Consider the following 11,760-nt stretch of genomic DNA (forward strand, 5'->3'; position numbering starts at 1 on the left):
CTTCCCTGATTTCCTGGATTCCAGCCAACTGGTTGGTTGGGACTATACCCAGTCGTTGAGTACGGCTTCGGCGTCGGCCACCGGCGTCGCGGGGCGCGGTGTCTCGGGCGCCGTGCGGGAGAACCTTGGCGCCGGCCGCGGCTGCAGGCCGCCGTCGACCTCGTAGAAGGTGTCCCGCTCGGTGATGTGCGGCTCGGTCTGCACCTCGCCGAAGGCCAGCACCGGCGTCACGCACGCGTCGGAGTCGGAGAACACCTTGGCCCAGTGGTCGCGGTCCTGGCCGGCGAATTTCTCGGTCAGCACCGCCCGCAGTTCCGGCCAGCGGCCGACGTCGTTCTGCCCGGGCAGGTCCGCGCCGTCCAGCCCCAGCCCGGCGAGCATCGCGGCGTAGAACTGCGGCTCGATGGCGCCGACCGCGACGTAGCGGCCGTCGGCGCATTCGTAGGTGTCGTAATACGGGGCGCCGCCGTCGAGCAGGTTGGTGCCGCGCGCGTCGGTCCACATGCCCGACGAGCGCATCTGCCACATCATCTGGACCAGCACGCTCGAGCCGTCCACCATCGCCGCGTCGACGACCTGCCCCTTGCCGGACGTCTGCCGCTCCCACAGCGCCGACAGGATGCCCAGCAGCAGGAACATCGAGCCGCCGCCGAAGTCCCCGACGAGGTTCAGCGGCGGGACGGGCCGTTCGTTCACCCGGCCGATGGAGTGCAGGATGCCGTTGAGCGAGATGTAGTTGATGTCGTGGCCGGCCTGCTGGCTGCGCGGGCCGGTCTGACCCCAGCCGGTCATCCGCGCGTAGACGAGGCGGTCGTTGACCTTCGCGCAGTCCTCGGGGCCGAGGCCGAGCCGCTCGGTGACGCCCGGGCGGTAGCCCTCGATCAGCACATCGGCCTTGGCGATCAGTTTGAGGACGAGACCGCGGCCTTCGTCGGACTTCAGATCGGCGGTCACCACGCGGCGGTTGCGCATCATGGCGTCCTTGGCGACACCCCCGGGGCCCGAGGAAGGACGATCGATGCGCACCACGTCGGCACCCAGATCCCCCAGGATCATCGCGGCGTGTGGGCCCGGCCCGATGCCGGCCAACTCGATGACACGCAACCCCTTCAACGGTCCAGCCATGATCCACCGACCTTTCGTCCGCTCTGACGACTCCGACCGTTCGTGCTCAAACAACCGGTCGTTCGACATCTTCGCAGCCGTGCCCGTGGCCCGCGCAGCCCGGTCACTTATGGTGAGCCCATGCCTTCATCCGCGATCGCCACCCTCGCCCCCGTCGCCGGCCTCGACGTCACGCTGTCCGGCGGCGTGTTCTCGGTGACCATCAACCGGCCCGACAGCCTGAATTCCCTGACCATTCCGGTGATCACCGGGATCGCCGACGCGATGGAGTACGCGGCGACCGACCCCGAGGTCAAGGTGGTGCGGCTCGGCGGCGCCGGACGCGGCTTCAGCTCCGGTGCGGGCATCAGCGCCGACGACGTGTCCGACGGGGGCGGCGTCCCGCCGGACGAGATCATCCTCGAGATCAACCGGCTGGTGCGCGCGATCGCCGCGCTGCCCCACCCGGTGGTCGCGGTCGTCCAGGGCCCCGCCGCCGGGGTGGGCGTTTCCATCGCCCTGGCCTGTGACGTCGTATTGGCTTCGGAGAGCGCGTTTTTCATGCTCGCCTTCACCAAGATCGGCTTGATGCCCGACGGCGGCGCGTCGGCGTTGATCGCGGCCGCGATCGGGCGGATCCGGGCCATGCAGATGGCCTTGCTGCCCGAACGGTTGACCGCCGCCGACGCGTTGTCCTGGGGGCTGGTCACCGCGGTCTATCCGGCCGACGACTTCGAGGCCGAGGTGGACAAGGTGATCGCACGGTTGTTGGGCGGCCCGGCCGTCGCCTTCGCCAAGACCAAGCTGGCGATCAACGCGGCCACGCTCACCGAACTGGATCCGGCCCTGCAGCGGGAGTTCGACGGGCAGTCGGTGCTGCTGAAGTCCCCCGACTTCGTCGAGGGCGCCACGGCCTTCCAACAGCGCCGCACGCCCAACTTCACCGACCGCTGACGGCCGTCGCGCCCGCCCGGCGCGACGCTTGAGCCCGCGCCGATGCGGTAACCCTCTCGTCAGGAGAACGACGGCTGACGAGCGGAGAATCGATGCCCGAACAGGTGCGGTGCCTGGTGACCGGAGCGACCGGCTACATCGGCGGGCGCCTGGTGCCCCGGCTGCTGGACGCGGGACATCACGTTCGGGCCTTGGCGCGCAACCCGGACAAGCTGGCCGAGGTGCCGTGGCGGCAAGGGGCGGAGGTCGCGCGCGGCGACCTCGGTGACGTCGATTCGCTCATCGCCGCCTGCGACGGGATCGACGTGGTGTACTACCTGGTCCACTCGATGGGAACGTCGAAGGACTTCGCCGCCGAGGAGACCCGCGCCGCCCGCAATGTCGTGACGGCCGCCCGGCGCACCGGGGTGCGCCGGATCGTCTACCTCAGTGGCTTGCATCCCGAAAACGCTGATCTCTCACCGCATCTCGCGTCGCGCAAGGCCGTCGGCGAGGCCCTCATCGACTCCGGCGTCGAGACCGTGGTGCTGCAGGCCGGGGTGGTCATCGGGTCGGGGTCGGCGTCGTTCGAGATGATCCGGCACCTCACCGACCGGTTGCCGGTGATGACCACACCGAAGTGGGTGCACAACCGGATCCAGCCGATCGCGGTGCGCGACGTGCTGCACTACCTGGCCGCCGCGGCGACCACCCCGGTCCCGAAGTCGCGGACCTGGGACATCGGTGGCCCCGACGTGTTGGAGTACGGCGACATGATGCGCGTCTACGCCGAGGTCGCCGGGCTGGGCAACCGCTACCTGTTCGTGCTGCCGTTTCTCACCCCGGCGATCGCCAGCCTGTGGGTGGGTCTGGTGACCCCGATCCCGTCCGGCCTGGCCCGGCCGCTGGTCGAGTCGCTGGAATGCGATGCGGTGACCCGTGATTCCGACATCGACGACATCATCGCCCCGCCGCCGGGCGGGCTCACCGGATACCGCCGCGCGGTCGAGTTGGCGCTGCGGCGAGCCGCCCGCGGCGTCCCCGAGACCAGCTGGTCCTCGCTGCGGTCCGAGCCGGCCGAGCCGTTGCCCAGCGACCCCGACTGGGCCGGTGAGATCGTCTACACCGACGTGCGGACCGCGATCGCCGGCGCCGCACCCGGTGACGTGTGGTCGGCGGCCCGCGCCGCGGCAACCGCCCGCCGGTGGCAGCGACGCCTACCGCTTAGCGGCTGGACGGTCGAGGAAAGCGATCCCGGCGTCGGCCTGCGGCTGCACTCCACGCCGAGTCGAGTGGGCCGGGCCTGGCTGGAGATCACGACGCGGCCGCACGACGGCGGCGCCAGCCGGTACACGCAACGGCTGATCTTCGTGCCGCGCGGCGTCCTCGGCCGGATGTACCGGCGCACGGTGTGGCCGTTGCGCGTCGCGGCGCTGCGGGGCCTGGCGCGCGAGGTCGTCACGCCGGGGTGACTCAGACCCCGAACATCGGCGGCAGGACCAGCACCATGATCAGCCCCCAGCCGACGTGGGTCAGCACCGGCGCCAGCACGCCGCCGCTGGCCCGGCGCTCCAGCGCGCACACCGTCCCGAGGATGATCGCGGCGAATCCCAGCATGGGGTTGCCGCTGGCCATGGTGGCGGCGGTGTAGAGCAGCGTGGAGATCAGCACCGGGTGATAGCGGCCCAGCGCGGTGTAAAGCGCGCCGCGGAAGAACAGCTCCTCGGCGACGCCGTTGATGACGGTGATCAGCACGACCAGCAGGAAGGACCCCTGATGGGCGAAGAGCAGGACCCGGGTGATCAGGTCGGAGACGGCCGGGATCTCTCGGGCGATCAGCCCACCCACCACGAACGCGCCAGCGACGAGCAGGCCGACGGTCGTCCCGGTGATGACCGGCCGCTGGTTGCGGCCCCGCCAGCAGATGCCGCCCAGGTGCAGCGGGCCGGAGACCAACGCGCCCGCGGTCCACACCGCCGCGAGCGCCAGCGTCAGCCAGTAGAAGCTGGCCTCCCCCGGATGGCGCCGCAACGAATACCCCAGCACCGCCGCGCCGACCACCAGCGTGATCGCGACGATGACGCGGCGCCGCCGCACGACGGACGGCGATTCATGATGGGGCACAGCAACATTGGTGATCGCGCGCCGCAACTCGGCGAAGACGCTGCTGTGGTAGGGGGCCGTTGACTGGCTCATGCGGGACGCACCTTCGGGGTCAGGGCGATCAAAATGTCGAGGCCGGTGCGAAGCGCTCCGGCAACCGGACCGGGGACCCTGTTCACCAGCCCCAGGGTCGGCCGCGCGATGGACGGTGTGACGCGCTGGGCGAGTTGGCGGAGGCGCCGCGCGTCGCCACCGGCCCAGGCGGCGTCGGTGTTGGCGAGGTCGTGCGGATCGGCCAGGGCGTTGACCGGGCGCGGCCGCTGATTGGAGAGGCCGCGCAGCGCCAGCGCGATGGCGTCGTCGATCCCGAGCAGGCCGCCGGGCGGATCGGGTACCCGGTCGCGCAGGTCGCTGACCGACGCCACCATCGGGTGGTCCAGCGACTCGACCAGGTCCCCAGCCAGGCCCGGGGGCACCGGCAGGGCGACGCCGGTGATCAGCGAGGCCAGCCCCGTGTCGACCCTGCCGACCGGCAAGCCGGTGTGCCAGCGCCCGGAAATACGGGCGTAGGTCTTCAGCAGCCGCCGGTAGGAGGTGGTGTCGGGCCCCGAGATGTCGTAGGCCCCCGCAGGCACCCGGTCACGATCGGCCGCGGCGACGAGATAGTGCAGGACGTCGCGGATCGAGATCGGGTCGATCGGGTTGTCCATCCAGCTCGGGATCGGGATGACCGGGAAGCGGTCCCCCACGTAGCGCATCATCTCGAACGACGTCGAGCCGGCGCCGATGATCATCGCCGCGCCAAGCCACACCAGCTCCGGGCCGTCGGGGACAGTGAGCGCCTCGGCCACCTCGGCCCGGCTGGTCAGGTGCTCGGATAACGCCTCGTCGGCGGGCACGAAGCCGCCCAGGTAGACGATGCGGCGCACCCCCGCGTCGCGGGCCGCGGTCGCGAGGTTGGCGGCCGCGGACTTGTCCGCGTCGCGGAAACCGGGCTGACCGATGGCGTGCACCAGGTAATACACCACGTCAATGGGGTCGCAGCCGGCGAAGGCCGCCCGCAGCGACTCCGGGTCGGCGGCGTCGAGGGTCACCGGTGTGATGTCGTCGAACCAGCCGAAGCGCTTGAGCCGCAACGGGTTTCGCGTGGCGGCCACCACCTGGTGCCGGTTTTCCAGCAGCGCCGTGACCAGCCGTGATCCCACATAGCCGGTGGCACCGGTGACCAGAACCCGCATACCCCGACCCTAGCCCGACGATCTGGCCCGTGGCCCGCGCGACGCAAAGACGAATTTGAACCGGCGCGGCACCGGCACCGTGACCGGGGGCATGAAGAAGTTCACTGGGGGCGCCGCGGACACCGCGGTGAAATATCCGTCCATCGCCGGCGTGGCGGTGAAGTTCCCGCCCAATCGCTACACCCAACACGAGGCCATCCGCGCGCTGACCGACATCGCCGGCCCCGATTTCCGCCGTTTCGGCGGCAGCAGCGGGGTCGAGTTCCGCAACACCGCCTTGCGGCTGCCCCGCTACCGCGAGCTGAGCGGCTTCACCGAGGCCAACGACGCCTACCTCGACGTCGCGCTCGAGCTCGGCGAGCAGGCGCTGGTGGCGGCCCTGGACGAGGCCAAGGTCAAGCCGTCGGAGCTCGACATCGTGTTTTCCACGACGGTCACCGGGCTCGCCGTGCCGACGCTGGAAGCGCGCTTGGCGACGCGGGTCGGCCTGCGGCCCGACGTCAAACGCGTCCCGCTGTTCGGGCTGGGCTGCGTCGCCGGCGCGGCCGGGGTGGCGCGCATGCACGACTATTTACGCGCCTTCCCCGACCACACGGCCGCGCTGCTCGCGGTCGAACTGTGCTCGCTGACCATCCAGCGCGACGACACGTCCGTCGCCAACCTGGTCGCCACCAGCCTCTTCGGCGACGGCGCGGCCGTGGTGATCAGCGAGGGCGCCCAACGCACCGGCGCCGAACACACCGGCCCCCGGGTGCTGGCCACCCGCAGCCGGATCTATCCCGACACCGAAGACGTCATGGGCTGGAAGATCGGCGGCGACGGATTCCGCATCGTGCTGTCCGCCGACATCGCCACCATCGCCGAGAAATACCTGGGCGACGACGTCCGCGATTTCCTCGCCGACTACGGTTTGCGCCCCCGCGACGTGACGACCTGGGTCTGCCACCCGGGCGGCCCCCGGGTGATCGAGGCCGTCGAGCACGTGTTGGACCTGCCCGCGGACGCCCTGGACCGCACCCGAAAGTCGTTGCGCGAGAACGGCAATCTGTCGTCGGTCTCGGTGCTCGACGTGCTCGCGGCCAACATGGCCGATCCGCCGGCGCCGGGCTCGATCGGCCTGATGATCGCGATGGGGCCGGCGTTCTGCTCCGAACTGGTGCTGCTGGCCTGGTAGCGCTGGTAAAGACTGTAGCCATGTATTACCTGCTGGTGCTGGCCGTCGGGGTCGAGCGCGTCGCCGAGCTGGTGGTGTCCACCCGCAACGCGCGATGGTCGTTTACCCAGGGCGCCAAAGAATTTGGCCGATCGCACTATCCGGTGATGGTGGTCATCCACACCGGGCTGCTGGTCGGTTGCCTCGTCGAACCGTGGGCGCTGCACCGGCCGTTCATTCCGTGGCTGGGCTGGCCGATGCTGGCGGTGGTGGCGGCCAGCCAGGCGCTGCGCTGGTGGTGCATCGCGACGCTGGGGCGGCGGTGGAACACCCGGGTGATCGTGTTGCCGCAGGCCCCGCTGGTGCGACGAGGTCCCTACCGCTGGCTGCACCATCCGAACTATGTTGCGGTGGTGGCTGAGGGGTTGGCGTTGCCGCTGGTGCACACGGCGTGGCTGACCGCGGCCATCTTCACGCTGGCCAACGCCGCGTTGCTCGGGGTGCGGCTGCGGGTGGAGAACTCGGCTCTGGGTTACACATGAGCGATTACGACGCGGACCTGCTGATCGTCGGCGGCGGCCCCGGCGGCCTGGCCACGGCGTTACACGCTCGACGCCTTGGACTTTCGGTGATCGTGGCCGAGCCGCGCGAGAGCCCCATCGACAAGGCGTGCGGTGAGGGGCTGATGCCCGGCGGCCTGGCCGAGCTCACCGCGCTGGGCGTCGACCCGGCCGGCATGCCGTTCCATGGCATCGCCTACGTGAGCGAACGGCGGCGGGCCCAGGCGCGGTTTCGCGGCGGGCCGGGGCGCGGCGTGCGGCGCACCACGCTGCACGCGGCGCTGGCCGCGCGAGCCAAAGAGCAAGACACGGACTGGATCCGAGCGCGGGTGACCGGTGTCCGGCAGGACGCGCACGGCGTATCGGCCGCGGGGGTGCGCGCGAAATGGTTGGTGGCGGCCGACGGCCTGCATTCACAGGTCCGGCGGGACGTCGGCATCGCGGCGACGGCGGGAACGCCGCGACGCTACGGCGTGCGTTGGCACTACCGGGTGCCGGCGTGGACCGACTTCGTCGAGGTGCACTGGTCGCGCTGGGGCGAGGCGTACGTGACGCCGGTCGAGCCCGACCTGGTCGGGGTGGCGATCCTGTCCCGCGGGCGGCCCGACCTGGCCTGGTTTCCGCGGCTGGCCCGGCAGCTGGAGGGCGCGAGCCGCGGGCAGCCGCGCGGCTGCGGCCCGCTGCGCCAGGTGGTCTCGCGGCGCGTCGCGGGCCGCGTCCTGCTGGTCGGCGACGCCGCCGGTTACGAGGACGCCCTGACCGGCGAGGGCATCAGTCTGGCCCTCAAGCAGGCCGCCGCGGCCGTCGATGCCATCGCCGCCGAGGCGCCCGCGTCCTACGAGAGGGCCTGGCACCGGATCACCCGCGACTACCGGCTGCTCACCCGCGGGCTGGTGCTGGCCAGCACGCCGCCCGCGGTGCGCCGCGCCGTCGTGCCGGCGTGCACGCTGCTACCGGGGGTGTTCCGCCGCGGGGTGAACGTCCTGGCGCACTAGCCCGCCTAGCAGCGCGTTACCGCGCCTTCCAGACCGGCTCCCGCTTCTCGGCGAACGCCAGCGGCCCCTCCTTGGCGTCCTCGGATTTGAGCAAAACCCGCATCTCGCGCACGGTGCGGTCCCAACCCGGCTCGTCGCCGACGACGACCCCGTCGTCGACGCCGTAGGCGACCCGCTTGCTGGCCTGCACCGACAGCGGCGCGTTGACGGTGACCCGCGCCGCCAGCGCCAGCGCTGCGTCCAGCACCGAGCCCTGCGGGGCGACCTCGTTGATCAGCCCCCACTCGCAGGCGGCGGCCGCCGTGAGCGGCTCGCCGGTCAGCAGCAGTTGCATCGCCACCTTGCGCGGCAGCTGCTGCGCGATGCGGAAAACGCCACCGGCGGCGGCGATCAGCCCACGCTTGACCTCGGGGAGCCCGAACTGGGCCCGCTCGTCGGCCACCACCAGGTCACTGGCCAACGCCAGCTCGGTGCCGCCGCCCAACGCGGTCCCGTTCACCGCCGCGATGGTCGGCTTGTCGATGAAGTGGTGCACGTAGCCGGCGAAGCCCCATTCGGGATGGTCGGGGTGATACAGGTTTTCGCGGCGCGCGATCGCCTTGAGGTCGGCACCGGCGCAGAACGACTTGTCGCCCGCGCCGGTGAGCACCACCGCCCGCACCTCGGGGTCGTGTTGCGCCGCTTCCAGCGCATCCCCGACACCGATGCTGACCGCGGCGTTGACCGCGTTGCGGGCCTCCGGCCGGTTGATGGTTATCACCATCACGTTGCCCCGGCGTTCGGCCAGGGCGCCCGGCTCCTGGGTCACAACAGTTCCACGATGGTGGCGTTGGCCTGGCCGCCACCCTCGCACATGGTCTGCAGACCGTAGCGAATTCCCTTGTCCCGCATGTGATACAGCAGGGTGGTCATGATCCGGGCGCCGGATCCGCCGAGCGGGTGGCCCAGCGCGATGGCGCCGCCGTTGGGGTTGAGCTTCTTCTCGTCGGCGCCGATGTCCTTGAGCCACGCCAGCGGGACCGGCGCGAACGCCTCGTTGACTTCGTAGGCGCCGATGTCGTCGATGGACAGCCCCGATTTCTTCAGCACCTTCTGCGTCGCCGGGATGGGGGCGGTCAGCATGATCACCGGGTCGGCCCCGGCCAGCGAAGCGGTGTGCACCTTGGCGATCGGCTTGAGGCCCAGCTCCTTGGCCTTCTCGGCCGACATGAAAAGCAGCGCCGCCGAACCGTCGGAGATCTGCGACGAGTTGCCGGCGTGGATCACGCCGTCCTCCTTGAACGCCGGCTTCAGCGAGGCCATCTTCTCCATCGGCGTGCCGCGGCGGATGCCCTCGTCCTTGAGGACCACATTGCCGTCCTGATCCTTGATGCCGACGATCTGATCGTCGAAGGCACCGGAATCCTGTGCGGCCGCGGCCTTTTCGTGCGAGGCCAACGAGAACTCGTCGAGCGCCGTGCGGTCGAAGCCCCACTTCTCGGCGATCATTTCCGCCCCGATGCCCTGGTTGGGGATCTGGCCCTGGTAGCGGTCCAGGAAGGCCTGCGAGTACGGCCGCCCGCCGTTGGCCAGCGACGCCCCCATCGGGGTGCGCGACATCGACTCGACGCCGCCGGCGACGACGACGTCGTAGTGCCCGGCGATCACCCCGGCGGCCGCGAAGTGGATCGACTGCTGGCTCGACCCGCACTGACGGTCGACGGTCACGCCGGGGACGGTCTCGGGCCACCCGGCGGTCAGCAGCGCGGTGCGGCCGATGTCGAGAGCCTGCTCCCCGGCCTGCATGACGCAGCCCCAGATGACGTCGTCGACGATGCCCGGGTCGACGCCGGCCTTGTCCACCAGGCCGTTGAGCACCTGCGCGGACAGATCCGCCGGGTGCACCCCGGACAATCCGCCGTTGCGCTTCCCGATCGGTGAACGCACTGCCTCGACGATGACGGCTTCAGCCATGGTCTTGTCTCCTTTGACACGTGGACTTCGAAAAACGAGTGAGTCTTGCCTCGATTGTCAACCAAGGGGTTGGGAGGGCGAGGGCCGGGGTGCTTCTCACCCGTATCGAGCCGAGGTGACCGATTGCGTGGCCGAATGCGCCAGCACGGGTGCCGGCGCATTCGGCAGCCACGTAAAGAGCGCTGTCACAGCCGCTTTGGGTGGCGCGCCCAAGCCTCAGCCGGCGGGGTAGGCGACCGACTTGATCTCGGTGTACTGGTCGAACCCGGCGACACCGTTCTGGCGCCCCACGCCGCTTTCCTTGTAGCCGCCGAACGGCGTGTCGGCACCGTACGGGGCGCCGCCGTTGACGCCCATGAAGCCGGCCTTGATGCGGCGGGTCACCGACAGCGCACGCTCGAGGGAGCCCGCAAACACGTTGCCGGCCAACCCGTACACGCTGTCGTTGGCGATGCGGATCGCGTCCTCCTCGTCGTCGAACGGGATGACCGAGAGCACCGGGCCGAAGATCTCCTCCTGCGCGATCGTCATGGAGTTGTCGACGTTGGTGAAAAGCGTTGGGCGGACGAAATATCCCTTGTCGAATCCGGTCGGGGCGTCGGGACCGCCGACCAGCGCGGTGGCACCTTCTTCCACGCCCTTCTTGATGTAGCCCGTCACCCGGTCGAGCTGCCGCTGCGAGATCACCGGCCCGCAAAGGGTTCCGGGGTCCTGCGGGTCGCCGCAGGTGACGTTCTCGTAGATGTTCTTGAGGATCTCCACGCCCTCGTCATAGCGGGACCGCGGCAGCAGCAGCCGGGTCGGGTTGGCGCAACCCTGACCGGCGTGCATGCACGGCGCGATGCCGACCATGCAGGCCGTCCCGAAGTCGGCGTCCTCGAGCACGATGGTGGCCGACTTGCCGCCGAGCTCGAGGAACAGCCGCTTCATGGTGGCGGCACCCTTTTCCATGATCCGCTTGCCGACGACCGTCGAACCGGTGAACGAGATCAGGTCGACCTTCGGTGACAGCGTGAGCTCCTCGCCCACGAAGTGGTCGGACGCGGTGACGACGTTGACCACACCGGCGGGGATGTCGGTCTTCTCGGCGATCAACCGGCCGAGCCGGGTGGCGTTGAACGGCGTGTTCGGCGCCGGCTTGAGCACCACCGTGTTGCCGGTTCCCAGCGCCTGGCCGAGCTTGTTGAGGGTGACCTCGAACGGGAAGTTCCACGGCACGATCGCACCGACCACACCCACCGGCTCCCGCCAGACCTTGCGGGTGGTCAGCGTGCCGGTGAGGCTGATGACCTTGTCGCCCAGGTCGGTCTCCCACGCATACTCGTCGATCAACCGGGCGGGATACTTCAGCCCGTCTTCCAGCGGGGCGTCCAGCTGGGGGCCGAACGTGATGGCCCGCGGCGAGCCGACCTCGAGGATGAGCTCCTCGCGCAGTTCTTCCTTCTCCGATTCGATCGCCTCGTGCAGCTGCAACAGGCAGCGCTTGCGCAGTTCGCGGTTGGTCGACCAGTCGGTCTCGTCGAAGGCGCGGCGGGCGGCGTCGATCGCCCGGTGCATGTCCTCCTTGGAAGCGTCCGCGACCTCGCCGAGCGACTCCTCGGTCGCCGGGTTGATGTTGGTGAAGGTGCCGGCCTGCCCGTCGACGAGCTTGCCGTCGATCATCATCTTCGGCTCGAAGCGGACCTTTACAGCCTCAGTCATATCTGTCACTCTCTTCTGGG

General features: G+C 70.1%; 11 protein-coding genes. 5 read left to right on the top strand and 6 right to left on the bottom strand.

The window, feature by feature from the left end:
* Positions 1-42: 42 nt before the first annotated feature.
* Positions 43-1,125, bottom strand: coding sequence for a CaiB/BaiF CoA transferase family protein (locus QGN30_RS21860; protein WP_014381997.1), 1,083 nt, complete (start codon positions 1,123-1,125; stop codon positions 43-45).
* A 120-nt stretch (positions 1,126-1,245) separates the two neighbouring features.
* Here QGN30_RS21860 and QGN30_RS21865 point away from each other — a divergent pair, with 120 nt between their 5' ends.
* Positions 1,246-2,058, top strand: coding sequence for an enoyl-CoA hydratase (locus QGN30_RS21865; RefSeq protein ID WP_014379411.1), 813 nt, complete (start codon positions 1,246-1,248; stop codon positions 2,056-2,058).
* Positions 2,059-2,150: 92 nt separating this feature from the next.
* Positions 2,151-3,509 (top strand): NAD(P)H-binding protein, encoded by a 1,359-nt coding sequence (locus QGN30_RS21870; RefSeq protein WP_036458332.1) that lies wholly within the window; start codon positions 2,151-2,153, stop codon positions 3,507-3,509.
* Between the two features lies 1 nt (position 3,510).
* Here QGN30_RS21870 and QGN30_RS21875 read toward each other — a convergent pair whose 3' ends face one another.
* Both QGN30_RS21875 and QGN30_RS21880 read right to left on the bottom strand, forming a co-directional pair.
* Complete coding sequence (locus tag QGN30_RS21875; protein ID WP_014381995.1) at positions 3,511-4,233, bottom strand: CPBP family intramembrane glutamic endopeptidase; 723 nt, start codon at positions 4,231-4,233, stop codon at positions 3,511-3,513.
* On the bottom strand, positions 4,230-5,378 hold the full coding sequence (locus tag QGN30_RS21880) for an NAD(P)H-binding protein (RefSeq protein ID WP_014381994.1): 1,149 nt from the start codon (positions 5,376-5,378) through the stop codon (positions 4,230-4,232). The genes QGN30_RS21875 and QGN30_RS21880 overlap by 4 nt, the downstream gene beginning before the upstream one ends.
* 91 nt (positions 5,379-5,469) lie before the next feature.
* Here QGN30_RS21880 and QGN30_RS21885 point away from each other — a divergent pair, with 91 nt between their 5' ends.
* Genes QGN30_RS21885 through QGN30_RS21895 form a run of 3 tightly spaced genes read left to right on the top strand, consistent with a single transcriptional unit; the run spans position 5,470 to position 8,086 of the window.
* Entirely contained in the window at positions 5,470-6,552 is a 1,083-nt protein-coding gene (locus QGN30_RS21885; RefSeq protein WP_043955624.1) for a type III polyketide synthase, read from the top strand.
* A 20-nt stretch (positions 6,553-6,572) separates the two neighbouring features.
* Positions 6,573-7,073, top strand: a complete 501-nt coding sequence (locus tag QGN30_RS21890; protein WP_014379405.1) for an isoprenylcysteine carboxyl methyltransferase family protein — start codon at positions 6,573-6,575, stop codon at positions 7,071-7,073.
* On the top strand, positions 7,070-8,086 hold the full coding sequence (locus QGN30_RS21895; protein WP_014381992.1) for an NAD(P)/FAD-dependent oxidoreductase: 1,017 nt from the start codon (positions 7,070-7,072) through the stop codon (positions 8,084-8,086). Before QGN30_RS21890 ends, QGN30_RS21895 begins: the two co-directional genes overlap by 4 nt.
* 16 nt (positions 8,087-8,102) lie before the next feature.
* Here the strand turns inward: QGN30_RS21895 and QGN30_RS21900 are convergent, their stop codons facing one another.
* The 3 genes from QGN30_RS21900 to QGN30_RS21910 form a co-directional block, all read right to left on the bottom strand.
* The gene (locus tag QGN30_RS21900; protein WP_009957567.1) at positions 8,103-8,894 is read right to left on the bottom strand and encodes a crotonase/enoyl-CoA hydratase family protein; all 792 of its coding nucleotides are present in this window, start codon (positions 8,892-8,894) and stop codon (positions 8,103-8,105) included.
* Positions 8,891-10,039, bottom strand: a complete 1,149-nt coding sequence (locus QGN30_RS21905) for a thiolase family protein (RefSeq protein ID WP_008254449.1) — start codon at positions 10,037-10,039, stop codon at positions 8,891-8,893. The genes QGN30_RS21900 and QGN30_RS21905 overlap by 4 nt, the downstream gene beginning before the upstream one ends.
* A gap of 216 nt (positions 10,040-10,255) precedes the next feature.
* On the bottom strand, positions 10,256-11,740 hold the full coding sequence (locus QGN30_RS21910) for an aldehyde dehydrogenase family protein (RefSeq protein ID WP_008254448.1): 1,485 nt from the start codon (positions 11,738-11,740) through the stop codon (positions 10,256-10,258).
* Positions 11,741-11,760 lie beyond the last annotated feature (20 nt).

Source organism: Mycobacterium sp. 3-98 (assembly GCF_035918355.1).
GTDB classification, from domain to species: Bacteria; Actinomycetota; Actinomycetes; order Mycobacteriales; family Mycobacteriaceae; genus Mycobacterium; species Mycobacterium intracellulare.